We start from the raw sequence: 19360 nt of genomic DNA, 5'->3' as shown, positions 1-19360 counted from the left end.
ATAGTTTTTCGATTATCTGAGGCTTTTTACAGGTTCAATTTTAACATATAATAAGATAATTTAAAACAAGGAGATCCAAATGCAAACCAAACAAAAGCGGGTTGCCGCTATTCATGATATTTCCTGTGTCGGGCGATGTTCCCTGACTGTCGCCCTGCCGATTATCTCAGCCGCCGGGTTTGATACCAGCGTCTTGCCAACCGCTGTTCTGTCCACCCATACCGGCGGTTTTGAAAATTTCACCTACCGGGATTTAACTGCTGATATCCGTCCCATTTCCGATCACTGGCAATCGCTTAATCTGGAATTTGATGCTCTATATAGCGGCTTTTTAGGCTCCTTTGAACAGATTGATCTGGTCGCCAATCTCTTTGACACCTTCCAGTCCGAAAAAACCCTGATTCTGGTAGATCCGGTGATGGCTGACCACGGTGAGCTTTATTCCATTTATAGTGCCGAAATGGCCAAAGGTATGACCAAACTTTGCGCCAAAGCTGATATTATTGTCCCCAACCTCACCGAGGCCGCTTTCCTGCTGGATGAACCTTACGTGGGCGAGGATTATGATCAAAACTATGTGGAGCAATTGTTAGTTAAACTATCCCAGCTGGGTTCTAAAAAAGTAGTGGTCACCGGCATTTCATTTGACCCCTCACAACTCGGTGCTGCCACCTACGACAGCGAAACCAAAACCTTTGACTATGCCTTCAATGAGCGAGTTTCTGATTATTTCCATGGCACCGGTGACATTTTTGGAAGCACCCTTCTTTCCGGGTTGCTAAACGACTTTAATTTAAAAGAATCCACGCAGATTGCTGTGGATTACACCAGAGAATGTATTCTAAAAACAGTGGAACTGGGTCAGGAAAAACGCTATGGGGTCTGTTTTGAACGCGCCATTCCCTATCTGATAAAGCGGTTGGGATTGTAAGGGCGAGGGGCGCTGACCCCTTGGTCATCCGTGATCGCCCGTACTTCTATTCTTCACCCAGCTCTTCACGCTTCGCTTCCAGCTTTTTATTTATCAACGCATAGGGATAGCCCCGACCCATCAGGCTCTTTTTGATCCGGAACATCAGCTCTTTTCCGACTGCCCCTTTTCGCTGGTGAGCGCGCAGATATTTTTCATAATCACGGTTTAGCTTCTCACTGAGTTTCTGTTCTTCATCGGCCAACTCATCCTCAGTTAGCTCCAGGGGTTCTTCTTCCCGAACCAGGGTTTTAATCACTTCTAGAACCATTTCAGTGGGGTAACCCATTCTTCCCAGCTTATCATACAGCTTTTTTTTCTTCTGTGCCGAGGTTTGTCCCTTCAACGCCCGCAAATTCTTTTTTGCTACCATCTCACAGCCTTGATATTCGTCTTCCTTTGAAAAAAGATCTTCCAGCGAAAGTAGCAACTGATCGTCGATCCCTCTTTTTTTTAAATCCTGAATCATCCGTCGGGAGCCATAGTAATTCAGATGGCGATTGTTTTCGACATAGTTTTTCAAATAAACCACATCATCAATATACCGGTATTCACCAAGCTTTTGCATCACATCGCTAATTATTACATCATCGACATTCTTTTTCTTCAGGTATTCAACCATTTCACTGCTGGTACGTGACTTAAACGACAGATATTTTACCGCCATATCCATGGCTTTCTCCCGAGTGATTTCCGCCATCTCTCTTCCTCCTGAAAAAAACACCAGCCTAAGTAAACAACTGAGGTGTTGATAAAGATTACCCAGTACCGACAATTGTTACATCATGTTGTTTGCATCGGGGCGAACAGGCGGTAGCCTGTCCGAACCCGCAGCAAACAACAGATTAACAATTGGTCGGTACGGTAGTATGTCAACAACCTCAATCAAGAGCCTAAGCCGGTGATTGATTTTTTTATTTTATATGTGCTTTTAAGGTCGACAGCATGGTCGCAAAGTCTTTTGTCTCAGACAATGGTACCATTACTTCCACACATTTAAAATCGCCGATTCTTTTATTGCTACTGATATTCTTGTACGCTTCAATGAGACCCTGCGCTTGATCCAATGATGTTACTGTCCCGATTTTTTCACCATCCATTAAAATAGCTGCACCACTAACATAAAGTTCAATGCCATTGCTGTTTAATACCTTAACACAGGTATCCAAATCCATGGGATTCTCCACCCGAGCCGGAATAAGTTCAAAGCCATCACCTAAATGAATATTATCGTAATTGTAACATTCCATCAGATTGTTTTCAATGCGATCAACCGCTGATTTGAAAAGGCCGGAAGACTGCACATAGCCAAGACTTTCGCCATGATAAAAAACTTCATATCCTTGGGTTTGCGCACCAACAACCCCGGCTGAAGTAACGATAAACAAAATCATGAATGCGACAATGCTACTGCGCTGTCTTTTTCGCTTTCGTTGGATTCGTCTTTTTTCTCTTTCAATCTTTATAATATCATCCATATGTTTACCTCTTGTTATTATTCGTTACGTTTTCGTTACATAATGATACCATATTTAAATAAGTTCTGCAAGATTATTCGAAAAAAAAGACACCGTTTTTACGGTGTCTCAGACTATGCGTATAACCCAGTACCGACAATTGTTACATCATGTTGTACGCATCGGAGCGAACAGGTTGATAAACCTGTCCGATTCCGCAGCGAACAACAGATTAACAATTGGTCGGTACGGCAGTTTGCCGATGAGCTGCATACATTAGACTCTATATGTAGTCGCCGGAACTGATGTTAAAGTAATTGCTGATCGGCTGCGCCTCATCGTTCACCCGCACTTCAAAATGAACATGGTTGGCGGTAGATGATCCGGTGGACCCCATTCCGCCGATCCGCTGACCCTGGGTTACGGTTTGACCTTCAGATACATCCACCGAACTAAAATGACCATAGAGAGTTGAGTAACCATTACCATGATCAATGATCACGCACTTGCCATAACCACCATACCAGCTGGATAGCGTGACTGTTCCAGATGCTGCCGCATAAACAGCGGTTCCTTCGCTGTTTAAGATATCAACAGCCGCTGCCCGATAATGATTGCTGTAATATCCACCATCGTAGGCTCGGAGGATTTCTCCCACTCGGCCACTGGCCGGAAGAATAAACTGTGCCTGAGGAGTCTCCGCTGCCGGTTCTTCCGCTGGGGTTTCAACTGCTGGGACTTCCACTACCGGAGCCTCAGCCACTGGTTCTGCGGGGGGAGCCGTCACTGGGGGTTCCGGTGCTGGAGTTTCTACCACCGGCGCTTCCACCACTGGTACTTCGACCACCGGAGTGTCCACAACCGGCGCTTCTGTAACTGATGCTTCTGTTACCGGAGCTTTTTCTGCCTGAACTTCCTCAACAACGATTTCTGGTACCGGTATTTCAGCTGGCGGCGTCTCTACCACAGGCGCTTCTGCTGCGGTTAACGGCGTTTCTGTCACGACCTTTGCCGCCGTTTCTGCGGTTTGGGTTTCTGCCGCACTCGCGGTGGTTCTGATCGGCTCAAGTATCGGTTCTTCTTCAACCAAACCCTCTGTCGATGCCGTTTGAACGACATCTACTGCAACCAGCGGGGTCTCTTGTGGAACCGCCGCACCAGTTGACTGGACGCTACCACCTCTGGCAACCTGAACACCAGCATCTTTATTCTTTTCCTGGCCTCTGATTGTGGTAATGACCTGGGCAACTTCTTCGGTAGTTAAAAAATCGGTTGATCGGGCAACCCGTATTTCATAATCGCTGCCTTCCCTGTTTCTTCTGCCGCTTTTTCCTTCATTTGCATCGCTTACAGCTGCTTCCAACACATTCAGATTGTCAACACAGCCAATGCTGGTTCCTTTGTAAATAACCTCATACGCCCGGGTTTGAGCATCGACTACTCCTGCCCCTGCCAATACTAAAAAAGTACAGACCACCACTGCAGATCCCCGCATTTTAAATAGCTGCCTCTTATCTTTGTTTAAAGTTTCTCCGTGATTGACATGTTCAATCTCTACGAATTCATCATGTTCAACTTGTTGAGTCGACCAATTAAATCGGTACTTTTTTAATCTTGCTCGGATTTTTTCAAAAAAATTCTGAGTTTTTTCCATGCCTCTCCTCCTTGTTACATTTTATTTACAATTATGATACCACATGGTTTTATTTTTTACAAGTCATTTGTATGTTTAAACGTTTTTTTGTCCACATATAGTATTTATTTCATAAATCAGGAAGAAAAGTAGTGTTACTAAAAATTACTTCAACTATTCGCCGTCATTCCAACCCAAAACTTTAATTAATCGTAATTCCGAATAGCCATAGGCGCTGGCCGGGTAGTTTATTCGATCCGTGGTATTTGAATTGATCAGATAATCCGCCATATTTCCATCGCTATCTTTAATCACATCGGTAATAATAACTGAGTGGAGCCACTCGCCATTGTGGCCATATTGCAAAACATCGCCAATTGAACCGGAAAAGACATTATCATCCACAATTGCTGCCAAGCCATAGCCCTCATTTTCACTAGCATAACTGTAAAACTCCTCCACCCCCGTCCAGGCCGGGCTACGCCCTGATTCTGATTCATCCTGATTGACATCTTCGCCGTACCATTTCCACTGAGAATTGTTGTCGCCCTCACTATCCATGGGTATTCCGCCGGCAAAGAGACATTGGGAGATATAGTTATTGCAATTGCCGCCATAGCCATCATAAATGCCATACTCATCATTTCGAACAACTTCGATAAGATCTGTCCAGGTCATCGCATAATCCACCGCTGCCGCAGCATCATAGTCATTATCGGCTTCAGCTTCCCAGCTTTCCCAGTCACCAGAATTGAAGTCATCCTTTTCCCATGATAATTCTTCAATTACTGACAACGCATCGCTCAGCAGTTCATCCGATATATCCTGAGGATCATCATCGCTGTCGGCAATGGCTTCTACCAGCATCAGAAAGCTGTCTTCTTCTTTATAATGCTCGGTAATCACATAACCATCGGCTGTTTCGGTTAGGTAAAAGGTATGGGCAATCCCGGAGCTGGACGAATCCACATCAGGAATAAAAGCAAAATTGACGATGTGGTCTTCCAGTAAAAGCACTTCAATCTCAGATGACTCCGTATCAACAGATGTCACCGTCAAACCGCATTGATAGTCGATCATCTGCAGGTCATTACTCTGGCTTTGTCGCAATTGAATCAGATAATCCATGGCACTTTGATTGATCCAGGCATTTTCACTGGACGGATCCGCAAACAATGTGGTGATATCCGTCGATTCCAGATTTGCCATGGCCTGAAAATAGGTTTGGAAATAATCATTAATCGGTTCAAGCATCGCATCGTCTAATTCTTCACTATCTCTTATTTTTATTCGGCCGCCGGTTTCTGCGGAGTCACTTTCTCCAGCGGTGCCAAAAACACTCTCGGAGCTGGTGGTTAAGGTATCTGGATTTCCCATCACGCTCACACAAACAACACCGATTACCATAAAGCTCATCAGCACCAGGCCAATCAAGGTCCTTCTTCGTTTGCGTCTTATGGATTTTTTTCTTCTTTTCATCTTCCTCACCTCTTCCGCATTTGTAACAATTATATATCCGCAATGTGTATTTTCTGTGAACAAGCCTTGAAGATTCAAGCTTTTTTTTCTGTCTTTTGTTTAGTTCCATATAAAGATTGTACCCAGAACCATTTAGATATTAGCCAACAAATAAAAAAAACTGCGAGGATTGAACTCGCAGTTTTTTTTATTTATCCAGGTCAGCCTTTGTCTTTTTTTGTCCGTAGGATTTATTAAAGATACTGATCATTTTTATCATTTCTTCTTCACTGAGAATCACCGGCGTTCCGATTGATCGGGCCTTGACATAAACTTCTGCACAGTGTTCAATCTCTTCAGCGATATTAAAAGCATTTAAAATATCCTTACTACCGGCCAATAGACCATGGTTAGCCATTAACACCGCATAACGATCGACCATGGCATCAAAGGTTAGCTCAGCCAGCTCGATCGTGCCGAAGGTCGCATAATCGGCACAGCGTACATCCAGCCCCGCCAACGCAATGAGGTAACTTGAGGCGGGCAATCCTTCTCTAAGCGTGGCCAATACAGTTGAATAAACTGAATGGGTATGAACAACTGCATCGATATCATTGCGTTTTACATAAAAAATACGATGCAGCTCATGCTCACTTGATGGTTTTCTTTTTCCGTCGACAACCTTTCCCTCAATATCAATGACTACCACATCTTCCGGCTTTGTTTCAAAGTAATCAATACCACTGGGACTAATGGCCATCAACTTTTGCTCCCGATTATAAATGCTGATATTACCGCCGGTTCCCTTGGTTAATCCTGCTTCAATCAGCTTTTGACAATAACGCACCACATCTTCTCGTTCTTTTTGTAAGATCATTATGCCACCTCCTGGTCAACCAATCCCGCAATCGTATCCGATTTAACTTGCTGGGGAATGTACAAAGTATAGTCCACCAAGCCCAGTTTGGCAAGCATTTCTTCCGCTTCAAACGACTGTGAAATCCTATACTTTGCTTAACTAAGCGATTCACACCAAATCAAAGATTTGGGTTCTCTGCTTATGCTTAACCGACCGATCTTTAAGCTTGTCCAAAAAATAAAAAAAAACAGCTTTCGCTGTTATCTTTAAAGTGGTGGTGCCCACAGGCGGAATTGAACCACCGACACGAGGATTTTCAGTCCTCTACAAATTAATAAAACTGCACTCTAATTTATTCAGTTACTTCTATTTCAAACGACTGTGTAATACTAAATTTTGCTTAACTAAGCGATTCACACCAAATCAAAGATTTGGGTTCTCTGCTTATGCTCTACCGATTGAGCTTTAAGCTTATCCAAAAAATAAAAAAAACAGCTTTCGCTGTTATCTTTATAAGTGGTGGTGCCCAAAGGCGGAATTGAACCACCGACACGAGGATTTTCAGTCCTCTGCTCTACCGACTGAGCTATTTGGGCATATATAATTATTTTTTAATTTCAATCAAAAAAATATGGTGGGCCTTCAGGGGCTCGAACCCCGGACCTACCGGTTATGAGCCGGTTGCTCTAACCAACTGAGCTAAAGGCCCACAAGTAATTTTTAAAAAAAATGGTCGAGGTGAGAGGATTCGAACCTCCGGCCCCATGGTCCCAAACCATGTGCGCTACCAAACTGCGCTACACCTCGATACAATACTTGACTATTATAAATGTTTTTCTACTCATTGTCAAGGACATTTTATCTTTTTTTCTTTCAGACACTGCTTATCTTTGACGACTTGCTTATTATAGCACGATCAAATACTCTAATGCAAGTCTTTTTTTCACAAAATAATCAAATTTTTGATTATTTTGTGAAAAAAATTTATCTTTCGTTATTCTTCCAAAACGGTAGCTTTGGCGGTGTTTTTTTCTTTTTCCCGGCGATTCAGAAGCCCCTCCGCCAGATTAACTGTCCAGCTGAAAATTCTGAGTAAGGGATAAATATCCAAAACGGTAATTCCCAACACAATCAACATCACTGGCAGAAAATCCTGGATCGGCGTCAGGAAAAACAAATCTTCCAGAAACAACACACAACATAAGAACGAAACGGTCATCGCAAAAAACAACGCCCAGCGCTTATTATCCAGCGGCTGGCACACCCGAAAAAGAATAACTAAGCCAATTAAACCGGTGGATATAACCGCCAGCGTGGAAATCTGCTGATGATCAAGCGACAGATAAGATCCGACGATCATAATCAAGACCACATTAAAGACCACCGTTAAAGCACCTGGCAGGGATTTTTTCAGAACCTTTTCCAGAAAATTTCCGGTGATCCGGTTCTTGTTGGGTTCCAAGGCCAGAAAAACAGAAGGTGCACCAATGGTCAGCGCACTGATCAAGGTCAATTGAATCGGAACAAAGGGATAGGCTTCATTGGCAATGATCACAATAATGGCCAGCATCAGCGAAAACATGGTCTTCACTAAAAATAGCGATGCCGCCCGGGTAATATTGTTAATAACCCGGCGTCCCTCCATCAGAACCCGGGTAAAGCTGGCAAAATTGGAGTCCAGCAAAACCAGCTGTGAGACCTGACGTACGGCATCACTGCCTTCGGCCATCGCAATACTGCAGTCAGCCTCTCGTAAGGCCAGAACATCATTGACCCCATCACCGGTCATGGCCACGGTATGACCCTGACTTTTGAGGGATTCAATCAAAAGTCGTTTCTGTCCCGGCGTTACCCGGCCAAAAACCGAGTAGGCCAGGGCCGCATTGCGCACATCCTGATCTTCAGCGAGGGTGGAGGCATCGACATAATTGTCCCAGTCCAGCAAACCCGCCCGGTGGGCCACCTGGGAAACCGTAACCGGATTGTCTCCGGAAATAACCTTGATCTCAACCCCCTGATTTCTAAAAAATTCCAGGGTTTTCTTGGCTTCCTGACGAATTTTGTCGCCCATCGGCAGCAGTGCCATAGTTCTGATATTATCCGGCAGGCTGCCATCTTCTTTAAAAGGTTCTGGAGCATAACCCAACATTAAAACCCGGTTGCCTTCACTGGCATACCGTTCAACCTTTTCCTGAATTTCCGGGTAGCGGTCGCCGAGAATAAATTCCGGTGCCCCGATCACAAAGGTACCCTGTTCCCCGAAAAAAGCGCCACTCCACTTCCGATCCGATGAAAATGCGATCACCCGGTCACATCGCCACTTGGGCGCCTCGCCCTTACAGCTTTCACTGAGAGCCCGAAAGGTGGCATTGTCATCTTTCAGATTGGCAATCAAAGCTCTGATCGCCTGTACCGGATTTTTATCATGACAAATGGTCTCCATTGACAAAACTTCCATATTGCCTTCGGTGATGGTTCCGGTCTTATCCAGACAGAGCATATCTACCCGGGCCAGGGTCTCAATACAATAAAGCTCCTGAACCAGGGTTTTATGTTGTCCCAACCTGATCACCCCGACGGCCAGCGCTACGCTGGTTAAGAGCACCAACCCCTCTGGGATCATCCCGATCAGGGCTGCCACCGTTTGGGTAACGCCCGCCTGAAGTGGCAAGTCCTGGACGATTAGTTGTTTGTAAAGCAGCAGCAGACCGAGAGGGACAATTACAATACTGATGCTTTTCATAATAAAGCCCAAAGCTTTCATAATTTCTGAGTTCGGTTTTTTTGCAACCTTAACGGCTTCGACCAGCTTTGAGGCATAATTTTCCAGACCCACCTGGGTCACCTGAACGGTAGCCTGTCCAGATACCACAAAACTGCCGGAAAGCAAAGTATCCCCCGTATATTTCATAATTGAATCCGACTCGCCGGTCAGTAGTGATTCATTGACTTCCAGTTCCCCTTTTACCACCTGAGAATCGGAAGGGATCTGTTTGCCCGCTTTCAAAACGAGAATATCATCCAAAACTATTTTTTCAAAAACAATTTCCTGAGGGTTACCATCCCGTAAAACGGTAACATGGGGTTGAGAAATGAGCGAGAGCTTGTCAATGGTTTTTTTTGCCTTGATTTCCTGAATGATGCCAATAAAGGTATTAATGATAACAATGTTAATAAATAGAAGATTTTGAAATGACTCCACAAAAATAACCATCAACGCCAGAATGATGTTAAGCATATTAAATAAGGTTAAACTATTATCTTTGATAATTCTGCCGATGGTTTTTGTTTTGGATTGGGGTTGGATATTAACCTTTCCGGCCGCTACCCTTTCTTCAACCTGGGCTTGAGTAAGTCCAATTTCTAGGTTGATATTATTTTCCATTGATTCCTCCCGGTAATTTATTCACTGGTGAGATTATATCACCATAATCTTAAAATACCTTGTAGCTACCCATGTCCTAGAATACCGATCGCAAAATATACAGCAAACGTAGTACCGACAATTGTTACATCATGTTGTACGCATCGGAGCGAACAACAGACTAACAATTGCTCGGTACGGTGGTACGGAATCCAACCTCGTTTTTAAACAAAAAAAGAAGCCTGCCCCAGGGACAAACCTCTTTATATGTGTAGTATTAATTTTTTTTGCTATGCCAGACTTTCTCTGACCACTTGATTAACAAGCTTTCCGTCCGCCCGACCTTTAATCTTCGGCATCAGGGCACTCATAATTTTTCCCATGTCTTTTGCGTCAACTGCACCGGTTTCTTTTATCGTTTCAGTCACAATCACTTTGATTTCATCAACCGTTAATTGTGTAGGAAGGTAGCCCTCGATGATTGTTATTTCTTCGCGAGCCTGCTGGATTAAATCGTCTCTTTGAGCTTTCTCAAACTCGGCCAGGCCATCCCGACGTTGTTTGAGCTGTTTTGCAATAATTTCCAGAATCTGGTCATCTCCCAGTTCCACTTTCTGATCCTTTTCGACTTGTAAAATAGCCGCCCGAATCATGGTAATGGTCGATTTCTTAACCTTATCCTTGTCCTTCATTGCTGTTTTTAAGTCAGCCTGTAATTGATCCTTTAATGCCAATTGGTCACATCCTATCTTTTTTTCATCTTTCTTTTTCTAGCTGCTTCTGATTTTCGTTTTCGCTTTACGCTTGGCTTTTCATAATGCTCTCTTTTGCGAATTTCAGACATAACCCCAGCCATTGCAGTTTTTCTTTTGAAACGTCGCAATGCACTTTCGAGTGTTTCATTTTCTTTAATTTTTACTTCAGACATTTTCAACCCCCCCCTCTAATCCGTTGCTAATTTCCGGTACTGTTAATCAACATGGTATGAGTCAAACTATATTATACGCATTATTTCTTTCGCTGTCAATTATTTTTCAACCAGGAGGCCATAATAATGGTCGACCACCTAATAAATGGTAGTGAAGATGGGGTACGGTTTGATTTCCGTCCTTGCCGCAATTATTTACCAGCCGAAAACCAGTTTCGGCAATCCCTGTTTTAAGGGCAATCCGATTGGCCACAGTATGCATATGGCAGATAATATCATTCCCTGCCGGAACCGATAGAATCGAATCAAAATGTTCTTTGGGAATGATGATCACATGAACCCGGGCCTGAGGGGCAATATCGTTAAAGGCGATGACCAGATCATCTTCAAAAACCACATCGGCGGGAATTTCCTTATTGACGATCTTACAAAAAATACAGTCTTGGGACATATCTTCCTCCTGAATTTATAGAATTTGCCAGATTATTACGAAAGTGTCGTAACCTTGATGTTCAGTTTGGCAGGAACCAATCATTGTTTGATTTATTCGAATGCCGCAATTTCCTCCATCGATTCTCCGATTAATTTATCAGCATACCGACTAGAATATGATACCCTAACTTTTATGATTCTACCATTAATTTTTTCATCGGTCACAAGAAACACTGGCACATAGTTTTTGGTATGGCCTTCATAGCCAGCGACGTCCTGGGTTGCTTCAAACAAAACCTCAGCAATAAGGCCATCATTTTTTTTGATAAAGACCTGTTCCAATTCCTTAGATAATTCACCAAGTTCATGGCTGCGGGAATTTTTAACAACTTCATCAACCTGATCCTTGAACGCCGCCGCTTTGGTTCCCAAACGCCGGGAATATTTAAATACATGGATCTGATAAAAGCCTACGGCTCTGGCAAAGTCCAGGGTTTCAGCAAATTCTGCTGCGGTTTCGCCGGGAAAGCCCACCATAATATCGGTGGTGATGGCGGCCAGGGGGAAAACCGCCCGGATCTGGCTGACAATCTCCATATATTCGGCGGTGGTGTAACGGCGGCCCATCCGTTTCAGCACCGTGTCACTGCCGCTTTGCAGGGACAGGTGAAAATGGGGGCAAAAGCTTTCCAGGTCAGCCAACCGCTTTAGCCGCTGGGGTGTAATAAATTTCGGCTCCATCGATCCCAGCCGAATCCGTTTAAGCTTATCAATCCGATCCAGGGCTTCGATCAGGTCAATCAGATCTGTCTGATTGACCTGATCGACCCCGTAGGAGGCGATGTGAATACCGGACAGGATCACCTCCTGATAGCCGATCTCAACCACCCGATTCACTTCATCCAAAATCTGTTGCTGGTCTCGGCTTCGCACCGGCCCTCTGGCAAAGGGGACAATGCAATAGGTACAGAACTGATTGCAACCCTCCTGAATTTTGATAAAGGCTCGGGTTTTTCCCTTGACCTCGGAAATCATCAGCGGTTCAAAGATTTTTTCATCCATAATATCCGAGACAAAATCCCGCTGGTTGACATCCTGAAGATGGGCATCAATATAAGCCAGGATGTCACCCCGATTTTTGGTGCCAATCATCAGATCCACTTCGGTTATTTTTTCGACCTCGTCCGGTGCTACCTGCACGTAACAGCCCACTGCACAGATAATCGCATTAGGGTTGATCCGCTTGGCTTTGCGCATCATTTTCCGGGATTTCTGATCGCCCAGATGGGTCACGGTACAGGTATTGATGACATAAACATCAGCAACCTCAGAAAAATCCACAATGGTATAACCAGCGGTCTCGAAAATTTCCATCATCGCTTCACTGTCGTAGGTGTTGACCTTACAGCCCAGAGTCATAAACCCGACTTTTCTATGCGCATTATTCATCCTTAACTTGATCCCCTCACTTCCAGAAATTCAATTGACTGAGCACCACCATGCCGGCGGTTTCGGTTCTTAAGATCCGCTGACCCAGGGTCACGCTGATCACGCCCGCAGCTTTACAGGCCGCCGCTTCCTGGGGATCAAAGCCCCCTTCGGGACCAATGATCACGCCAATTTTTAGTGGTTTATTGACGCCGTTATTTATTTCAAATTCTTCCAGTGCCGCCTTCAAAGTCAGCATGTTTTCGTCCTCATAGGCTAAAATCATCAAATCAAAGCGGGTAGCTTCTGTTAGTATCGCCGTTAAGGTTTGCGGTGATTTGATCGCCGGGATAATCCCCCGCTTGGACTGCTTGGCCGCCTCATAGGCAATTCGCTGCCAGCGTTCGATTTTCTTATCTTTTTTATCCTTAATCTGCGAAATCGCCCGCTGCGAAGAAAAAGGCACCACCTCATAAACGCCGAGTTCCACGCATTTCTGAATAATCGCTTCCATTTTTGTACCCTTGGGCAAGCCCTGAAAAAGCGTGATAACAAGCTCTGGGGTTTCTCCCCGGGACGGATATTGCCTGGCAATGCTACCGGAAACCGTCTGATCCCCTGGGCTGTTCAAGACAACCTGGTAGTCGCTGCCCTGGCCATCGCAGACCTCGATGACATCGTTTTTACCCAACCGCAGGACTTTGGTGATGTGTTTAAAATCTTCGCCGGCAATAACGATGGACGCCTCTGAAATCTGATCGGGTTCGACAAAAAATCGATGCATGTTAGTCCCTCTTCTGGGCGACCACCCCGACCCATTCACCCATTTGTTGAACAAAAACGATTTTGAAGTTTTCTGCTTCCAGGGCATTGAGTACATCTGCCAACCGATCGATAATGATTCCTGACGAAATAAAAATGCCATTTTCTTTCAGGTAGGGTTTGATAATGCCCGACAGTTCCACAATTGCGGCTGCCAGAATATTGGCCACAATGACATCGGCTTTTTCATCGATGACATCCAGCAGGTTTCCTTCGCGGATTTCAACCATGTTGCCCAAATCGTTAAGCTCGGCATTTTCGCGGGCAATTTTTACCGCCAGGGTGTCAAAATCCACTGCTACCACTTTTTTCGCTTTCAGCTTTCCGGCGATCAAAGAGAGTACCCCGGTACCACAGCCGATATCCAACACGACATCTCCGGGTTTGATATACTCTTCCAGTTTAATGGCACAGAGCTGAGTCGTTTCGTGGGTTCCGGTGCCGAAGGCCATCCCGGGATCGATATTAATGACAATCTCATCATTTTCCGGGACATAGTCTTCCCAAGTTGGTTTGATGACAATGCTCTTGCCGACCTTGGTGGGTTTGTAAAACTTTTTCCAGGAGTTGGCCCAGTCTTCCTCTTCCACTTCCGTAATCATCATTTCACAGGCGCCGGGATCAAGACCAAAGGTGGGCAGCATTTTCACTGAGGTAATCAGTTTATGCACCGCTTCTTCCGTATCTTCCACCTCACTGAAATATCCCCGCACAATCGAAACATTGGGATCTAATTCGAGAAGCGATTCATCCACAAAATTAACCTTGGGATCTTGTTGTATTAAAAGCGCATCCTGCAATGTCTGAATGGCCACGCCATCCGCCCCTGCGTCATAAAAAGCATTGACCACCGCTTCCTCAGCTTCTAATGTTGTTGTGATTTGAACTTCTTTCCAAAGCATTCCCTTACCTCCAGTTTAATTGTTGTGGTATTATACCACTTTTTCCGCGTGTTTAACAATTGATCATTATAACTCATCTTGCTTATAAAAGAAATAGATTTTTTGAGTAATTAGTTGGTACAGAAATTTTTTGCCGGCTTTCTGTAAAATATCGTTAATGGATGTAACGGGTTCCAGATTAATGCTATAATAAATTTAATTAACATCAAAATACACATAGAAAAGGTGACCAAGATGGAAACTGAAAAGAAGAATCGCTCGATCCAGGAATACGTTCCTGGTAAACAGGTAACCCTGGCACATATTATTGCCAAACCTAAAAATGATATCTATATTAAACTGGGTCTGGATGACGAAGCTGCCGATGCCATTGGCATTTTGACCATCACTCCCAGCGAAGCTGCCATTATCGCCGCTGATGCTGCTACCAAAGCCGCCCCGGTCGAAATCGGATTTCTTGATCGTTTCAGCGGTTCCCTGGTAATCACCGGTCGAGTCTCTGATGTGAAAGCTGCCGTTACTGAAATCCTCAATACCCTTAACCACATTTTAGGATTCGACATTCCTAAAATCACCTACTCTTAATAGATGGCCAGCAATAGAAAACGGGTGGCCTTGATCGGAAAAATTGGCAGCGGAAAAACCACCCTGATGCAACGACTCAACGAAGAAGAACTTAAATATTCCAAAACGCAGATGGTCAGTTACTACGACGATTTTATTGATACCCCGGGAGAGTTCATCGAGCTCCCGTTTTTTTCACGTCAGGCTATCAATATTACGATGGATGCCGGACTGGTCGTTCTGGTCTGCTCCTGCATGGACTCCCAAAACGCCTTTCCACCGAATTTTATCCATACTTACAACATTCCCTCCATTGGGGTGATCACTAAAACCGATCTGCCCGAATGTAATATCAAACGGAGTCGGAATCTTCTTATTTATGCCGGCATCAATCCTAAACACATCTATGTCATCAGCTCCTATTCCGGGGAAGGTATCCCAGAGCTGGAAGCCGCCATCCATCATTATATGGAACCCCACCGCAATAAATAAATTTTAGAGACTATCATATTAAGGAAGTGAAAAAATGACCTATGACAGCTATGGCAATTTAACAGTGGCAGGCGTTGCCGACTACCTTAAAGAAAAGGAAATCTTTTCCGCCGATGCTAACCTGACCGTGGTGGATCTACACGCCGTTAAGGAAAGTATCGAGGGCTTTGTTAATTTAATCTATCACGTTTATGATCAATCCGGAAAATCTGTGATTATGAAACAGATGCTCTCGATGCCGCGATTTCGGATCGAAGACGAAAAAAACAATAGCGTCGAAGACGAAACCGATGCTGGCTGGACCCTGGATCTGGGGCGGATGCGTTCTGAGATTGCCACGCTTATTTTCTGGAACTCCGTTTATCCCGGCATCAGTCCTGAAATTTATCTCTTTGACGAAGCCAACCGGATCATCGTTATGGAAGATTTAATGGATTTGAGCCTGCTTAGATTTGAACTTTGCCGGATGGTTAAACACACTCATTTCACCGATAAGATTGGCGTTTTTTTTGCCCGCAATCTATTTTTCTCATCCAATCTTCATCTCACCAATTATAAAAAATCCGAGGTTGAACGTTTTTTTGTCAATCCTGAATATACTGCCCTGGTGCCCTTCCTTTTCCATGAAAACATTGGTATTTCCTGGGAACGAGAGATGATTCCTGGCGCCGATGATAAAAGAGCTGAACTGGTCGATAACCCCCAGGTTCAGACCGAATTCAAACGTCTGGAAAATAAATTCATGAATGACAAGGAATGTCTGATCCATACCGACCTTCATAGTTCTAACATCATGATTAGCGCCGCGGACGTGCGCATCATTGATGGCGAATTTGCCGGTTTCGGGCCACTGGCTCAGGACTTTGGCCGTCTAACCGCTAGCTTTACCCTAAACTATATTTCCTGGTTTGGCGATGAGTCCCAAACCGCCGCCGAAAAAGCCGATTTTCAGGCCTACCTGCTGGACACCATCATAGATCTGTATACAACCTTTCAAAAAGAATTCCGCCAGCTGGTGGAAGCCCATCGGGAGGAAAGCTACAGCTTAAAAACCCTGGATGTTGATGCTTATCTCATCGATCAGCTGCAAAATGCCCTCTCCTATACCGGGGTCAATGTGATGTCCCGGTTAGCCAATCGGGGAATCTGTCACGATCTCCTCCGTCTTCCGGAAGCAAGCCGATTGGTTCCCTCGCTCCTGGGGCTGGAGATTTCCAAAGAGTTATTGCAAAACCATCGAAAATATACCAACATTACCGACTACACCCAGTTACTAAAAAACCTCGGTTAATCATTAACAACAAAAAGACCGAAGGTTTCACACCCGTGAAACCTTCGGTCTTTTTTGTTTATAAATCTGCGCGATTAAATGAAATACTCGCAGGTGCCCTTTTCATTATAAGACTTCACCAGATCAGCCAGGGTAATATTATCGACCACATTTTCAACGGCATCTTTTATTTGCCGCCAGACATCAACGGTAACGCAGCGATCAGCCCGATCACAGCTACCAGGCTCATCTAAACAGGCTACTGGGGACAATTCCCCTTCCATCAGCCGTAAAATCATCCCAACGGTATATTCTTCCGGCGGATTAGCCAGTTGGTAACCTCCCTGTGATCCCCGGACACTCCTGACAAAACCGGCTCGGGAAATCTGGGTAATGATCTGCTCCAGATATTTTTCTGAAATCTCCTGACGTTCGGCAATCCGTTTGATGGGAATATATTCCCCGGTATTGTTAATTGCCAGGTCCAGCATCAGACGCAGGGCATATCGCCCTTTTGTTGATATTTTCATGACGTGTATAACCCCGTTGACAGGTAGCGTTCGCCGGTATCCGGCAGCAACACCACGATGGTCTTTCCTTTATTTTCAGGCCGTTTTGCCAGTTCCGTGGCCGCATAAAGCGCCGCTCCAGAAGAGATCCCCACCAGCAATCCTTCTTTTTGGGCAACGTTTTTTGATGTCTTAAAGGCATTGTCATTACTGACCTTAATGATTTCATCATAAATGGCCGTATTTAATACCCCCGGTACAAAGCCGGCGCCTATTCCCTGAATCTTATGGGGTCCCGGGCTGCCGCCGGAAAGCACTGGCGAAGCTTCCGGTTCCACGGCAACAATCTGAACACCGGGTTTCTTTTCTTTGAGTACTTCACCCACCCCGGTAATAGTGCCCCCGGTGCCAATACCAGCAACAAAAATATCCACTTCACCGTCGGTGTCATTCCAGATTTCAACAGCCGTTGTCTGACGGTGAATTTCCGGATTGGCGGGATTTTCAAACTGCTGGGGAATAAAGGCATTGGGGATCGTTTCGGCCAATTCAGTGGCTTTGGCAATGGCGCCTTTCATGCCCGTTGCCCCTGGCGTCAAGACCAGCTCGGCGCCCAAAGCCGACAACAGGTTACGACGTTCCATACTCATGGTTTCCGGCATCGTTAAAATGATCCGGTAGCCTTTGGCGGCCGCCACAAATGCCAGACCAACTCCGGTGTTGCCACTGGTTGGTTCTATAATCACGGTGCCTGTTTTGATCAGCCCGGCTTTTTCACCGGCTTCAATCATCGCAAACCCAACGCGATCTTTCACTGATGATAAGGGATTAAAATATTCCAGCTTGGCTACCAGCTTAGCGTCCAGCTCCAGGCTCTTTTCGTAGTTCGATAATTCCAACAGAGGAGTATTTCCAATCAGATCAGTTAAACTTTTTGCTATTTTAGACATCTTCCTACCTCATTTTATTCTTAATTTTTTATTTTTATCCGTCTTCTCTTAATTCATATCATTTCGATATGTTTTAGTAAGTTCATTATATGCCTCACGCATTTCTTTGTCAACAAAAAAATGCCGGATTTCTCCGGCATTTAAGACTTTAGATAAATACAAACGTAGTACCGACAATTGTTACATCATGTTGTACGCATCAGAGCGGACAGCAGATTAACAATTGGTCGGTATTAGGCAACCTAAAAGCAATCAGGCATCTTTTTTAGGATGACTTTCCTTTTCCTCGGCTTCTACCCGCAACCAGAAACGTTTCCCTTCTGGATGGGCATCTTCACCAGCTAACTTAGCATACTCATTTAAGGCATGACGCTGTTCACGGTTAAGTTTGCGAGGCACTTCCACCTTAATGGTAATAAACTGATCCCCTCGGCCTCGGCCATTGACGTTGGGTATCCCTTTTCCTTTTAACCGGAAAACTTTGCCATTTTGGGTACCTTCTGGTATTTTCAGCTTGATCTTACGGTCAATGGTCGGCACCACAATGCTGTCACCCATGGCTGCCTGAGCATAGGTAATGGGCAGTTCATAGTAAACATCGTCATCGCTGCGTTTAAATAACGGATCTTCACGGACACTGATATAAACGAGCAAATCCCCGGTGCTACCATGGTTTGGCCCGGCATTGCCCTGACCTCTTAACGGTAAAATTGAGCCGTCATAGACGCCGGCGGGAATTTTGATGCTGATGGTTCGTTCCTTGGATTCAAGTCCTGATCCATGACAGGTGTGACAGGGTTTATCAATGATTTTTCCTTCACCATGGCACTTGTCGCAGGTGTGAACCTGTTGAACCGTACCAAATGGTGTCTGCTGTCTTACATAAACCTGACCAGAGCCACCGCATTGATCACAGGTTTTTGAGGTTGATCCTTTTTCGGCACCAGTGCCACCACAGCTACCGCATTCTTCGCTGCGTTTGATCTTTATTTTCTTTTCCACGCCGAAAACAGCTTCGTGGAAGGACAGATTGATACTGATCTTCATATCCGAGCCACGGTTGGAACGTCGACCGCCCCGACCGCCGCTAAATCCGCCGCCGCCGCCAAAAGCGCTGAAAATATCCCCAAAGATATCCTCAAAGCCGCCAAAGCCACCGCCGCCGCCATAACTGCCACCGCCGCCATATCCAGCATTGGGGTCAACTCCGGCATGACCATATTGATCATAGCGGGCTTTTTTATCGGCATCGCTTAGAATTTCATAGGCTTCATTGGCTTCTTTGAATTTTTCTTCAGCCGCACTATCCCCCGGATTTTTAT

The 19360-nt window shown here is 45.0% G+C and carries 19 protein-coding genes and 3 tRNA genes; 4 read left to right on the top strand and 18 right to left on the bottom strand.

Annotation, left to right across the window (positions count from 1 at the left end):
- Positions 1 to 79 precede the first annotated feature (79 nt).
- A complete protein-coding gene (locus Q7J41_RS02325; protein ID WP_304884845.1) occupies positions 80 to 931 on the top strand; it encodes a pyridoxamine kinase in 852 nt (283 codons plus the stop codon).
- 46 nt (positions 932 to 977) lie between these two features.
- On the opposite strand, the gene Q7J41_RS02320 is transcribed toward Q7J41_RS02325, so the two are convergent.
- From Q7J41_RS02320 to prmA, 15 genes are all read right to left on the bottom strand, one after another.
- Positions 978 to 1670 (bottom strand): RecX family transcriptional regulator, encoded by a 693-nt coding sequence (locus Q7J41_RS02320; RefSeq protein ID WP_304884842.1) that lies wholly within the window; start codon positions 1668 to 1670, stop codon positions 978 to 980.
- Between the two features lie 214 nt (positions 1671 to 1884).
- Complete coding sequence (locus Q7J41_RS02315) at positions 1885 to 2448, bottom strand: hypothetical protein (RefSeq protein ID WP_304884841.1); 564 nt, start codon at positions 2446 to 2448, stop codon at positions 1885 to 1887.
- Between the two features lie 262 nt (positions 2449 to 2710).
- Positions 2711 to 4081: a M23 family metallopeptidase gene (locus Q7J41_RS02310; RefSeq protein ID WP_304884839.1), complete on the bottom strand. Its 1371-nt coding sequence runs from the start codon at positions 4079 to 4081 to the stop codon at positions 2711 to 2713.
- 153 nt (positions 4082 to 4234) lie between these two features.
- Entirely contained in the window at positions 4235 to 5539 is a 1305-nt protein-coding gene (locus Q7J41_RS02305) for an amidase domain-containing protein (RefSeq protein ID WP_304884837.1), read from the bottom strand.
- Between the two features lie 187 nt (positions 5540 to 5726).
- Entirely contained in the window at positions 5727 to 6395 is a 669-nt protein-coding gene (locus tag Q7J41_RS02300; RefSeq protein WP_304884835.1) for an L-fuculose-phosphate aldolase, read from the bottom strand.
- A gap of 502 nt (positions 6396 to 6897) precedes the next feature.
- Positions 6898 to 6973, bottom strand: a tRNA-Phe gene (locus Q7J41_RS02295).
- A 36-nt stretch (positions 6974 to 7009) separates the two neighbouring features.
- A tRNA-Ile gene (locus Q7J41_RS02290) sits at positions 7010 to 7086 on the bottom strand.
- 21 nt (positions 7087 to 7107) lie between these two features.
- A tRNA-Pro gene (locus Q7J41_RS02285) sits at positions 7108 to 7184 on the bottom strand.
- A gap of 187 nt (positions 7185 to 7371) precedes the next feature.
- On the bottom strand, positions 7372 to 9762 hold the full coding sequence (locus Q7J41_RS02280) for a cation-translocating P-type ATPase (protein WP_304884833.1): 2391 nt from the start codon (positions 9760 to 9762) through the stop codon (positions 7372 to 7374).
- A gap of 269 nt (positions 9763 to 10031) precedes the next feature.
- Positions 10032 to 10475, bottom strand: coding sequence for a GatB/YqeY domain-containing protein (locus Q7J41_RS02275; protein ID WP_304884831.1), 444 nt, complete (start codon positions 10473 to 10475; stop codon positions 10032 to 10034).
- An 11-nt stretch (positions 10476 to 10486) separates the two neighbouring features.
- Positions 10487 to 10669, bottom strand: a complete 183-nt coding sequence (gene rpsU, locus Q7J41_RS02270; protein ID WP_013379247.1) for a 30S ribosomal protein S21 — start codon at positions 10667 to 10669, stop codon at positions 10487 to 10489.
- 106 nt (positions 10670 to 10775) lie between these two features.
- Positions 10776 to 11120: a histidine triad nucleotide-binding protein gene (locus tag Q7J41_RS02265; protein ID WP_304884816.1), complete on the bottom strand. Its 345-nt coding sequence runs from the start codon at positions 11118 to 11120 to the stop codon at positions 10776 to 10778.
- A gap of 92 nt (positions 11121 to 11212) precedes the next feature.
- Positions 11213 to 12550: a tRNA (N(6)-L-threonylcarbamoyladenosine(37)-C(2))-methylthiotransferase MtaB gene (mtaB, locus tag Q7J41_RS02260; protein ID WP_304884814.1), complete on the bottom strand. Its 1338-nt coding sequence runs from the start codon at positions 12548 to 12550 to the stop codon at positions 11213 to 11215.
- Between the two features lie 16 nt (positions 12551 to 12566).
- On the bottom strand, positions 12567 to 13313 hold the full coding sequence (locus tag Q7J41_RS02255; RefSeq protein WP_304884812.1) for a 16S rRNA (uracil(1498)-N(3))-methyltransferase: 747 nt from the start codon (positions 13311 to 13313) through the stop codon (positions 12567 to 12569).
- A gap of 1 nt (position 13314) precedes the next feature.
- On the bottom strand, positions 13315 to 14253 hold the full coding sequence (gene prmA, locus Q7J41_RS02250) for a 50S ribosomal protein L11 methyltransferase (protein WP_304884810.1): 939 nt from the start codon (positions 14251 to 14253) through the stop codon (positions 13315 to 13317).
- A gap of 234 nt (positions 14254 to 14487) precedes the next feature.
- On the opposite strand from prmA, the gene Q7J41_RS02245 reads away from it, so the two are divergent.
- From Q7J41_RS02245 to Q7J41_RS02235, 3 genes are read left to right on the top strand one after another with little or no spacing between them, the layout of a single operon-like run.
- Positions 14488 to 14838 (top strand): BMC domain-containing protein, encoded by a 351-nt coding sequence (locus Q7J41_RS02245; protein WP_026396110.1) that lies wholly within the window; start codon positions 14488 to 14490, stop codon positions 14836 to 14838.
- Positions 14839 to 14862: 24 nt separating this feature from the next.
- The gene (locus tag Q7J41_RS02240; RefSeq protein WP_304885092.1) at positions 14863 to 15309 is read left to right on the top strand and encodes a EutP/PduV family microcompartment system protein; all 447 of its coding nucleotides are present in this window, start codon (positions 14863 to 14865) and stop codon (positions 15307 to 15309) included.
- A gap of 34 nt (positions 15310 to 15343) precedes the next feature.
- The gene (locus Q7J41_RS02235) at positions 15344 to 16600 is read left to right on the top strand and encodes an S-methyl-5-thioribose kinase (RefSeq protein ID WP_304884808.1); all 1257 of its coding nucleotides are present in this window, start codon (positions 15344 to 15346) and stop codon (positions 16598 to 16600) included.
- A gap of 74 nt (positions 16601 to 16674) precedes the next feature.
- On the opposite strand, the gene Q7J41_RS02230 is transcribed toward Q7J41_RS02235, so the two are convergent.
- The 3 genes from Q7J41_RS02230 to dnaJ form a co-directional block, all read right to left on the bottom strand.
- Positions 16675 to 17109, bottom strand: coding sequence for an Rrf2 family transcriptional regulator (locus Q7J41_RS02230; protein WP_026396114.1), 435 nt, complete (start codon positions 17107 to 17109; stop codon positions 16675 to 16677).
- On the bottom strand, positions 17106 to 18038 hold the full coding sequence (cysK, locus tag Q7J41_RS02225) for a cysteine synthase A (protein ID WP_304884806.1): 933 nt from the start codon (positions 18036 to 18038) through the stop codon (positions 17106 to 17108). Before cysK ends, Q7J41_RS02230 begins: the two co-directional genes overlap by 4 nt.
- 252 nt (positions 18039 to 18290) lie before the next feature.
- The coding region (gene dnaJ, locus Q7J41_RS02220) for a molecular chaperone DnaJ (RefSeq protein WP_304884805.1) at positions 18291 to 19360 on the bottom strand (1070 nt) is incomplete at its 5' end.

The organism is Acetobacterium sp. (assembly GCF_030652775.1).
Taxonomy (GTDB): domain Bacteria; phylum Bacillota; class Clostridia; order Eubacteriales; family Eubacteriaceae; genus Acetobacterium.
The sequence above is the reverse complement of the archived record's forward strand: the minus strand, read 5'-3'. Positions and strand labels throughout refer to the sequence as shown.